The sequence below is a fragment of the Cupriavidus sp. SIMBA_020 genome, from assembly GCF_046535395.1.
GTDB lineage: Bacteria > Pseudomonadota > Gammaproteobacteria > Burkholderiales > Burkholderiaceae > Cupriavidus > Cupriavidus campinensis.
The window spans coordinates 1-261 of sequence record NZ_JAWRWU010000910.1; the positions used below are offsets into that span (position 1 = coordinate 1).

Consider the following 261-nt stretch of genomic DNA (forward strand, 5'->3'; position numbering starts at 1 on the left):
GCCGCCCGTACCTTGCGCGACGAAAGCATCGAGCAGATCGCGGCCAAGGTCGCGCAGCTGATGCGTGGCGAGCCCATCACGGGCGTCGTCGATCGATCGCGCGGTTACTGAGCCGGCAACGCAGTGCCTTGCTTTTCCAGCCTTTGGTAGGTGGCGGGCAGGCGCTGCGACAGAAAGTCCAGCAAGGTGCGCACCGCGGGCATCATGCCGCGGCGCGACGGGTAAATGCAGTGCACGATGCCTTCCGGCGATTGCCATTGC

Annotated in this window: 2 pseudogenes; one reads left to right on the forward strand and one right to left on the reverse strand. The window is 65.5% G+C overall.

What is annotated here, in order from left to right:
• Window positions 1-111, forward strand: a pseudogene (locus SB751_RS32075) (glyoxylate/hydroxypyruvate reductase A); the annotation flags it as partial.
• Here the strand turns inward: SB751_RS32075 and SB751_RS32080 are convergent.
• Window positions 105-261: pseudogene (locus SB751_RS32080) on the reverse strand (LysR family transcriptional regulator); the annotation flags it as partial. The pseudogenes SB751_RS32075 and SB751_RS32080 sit on opposite strands and share 7 nt — an antisense overlap.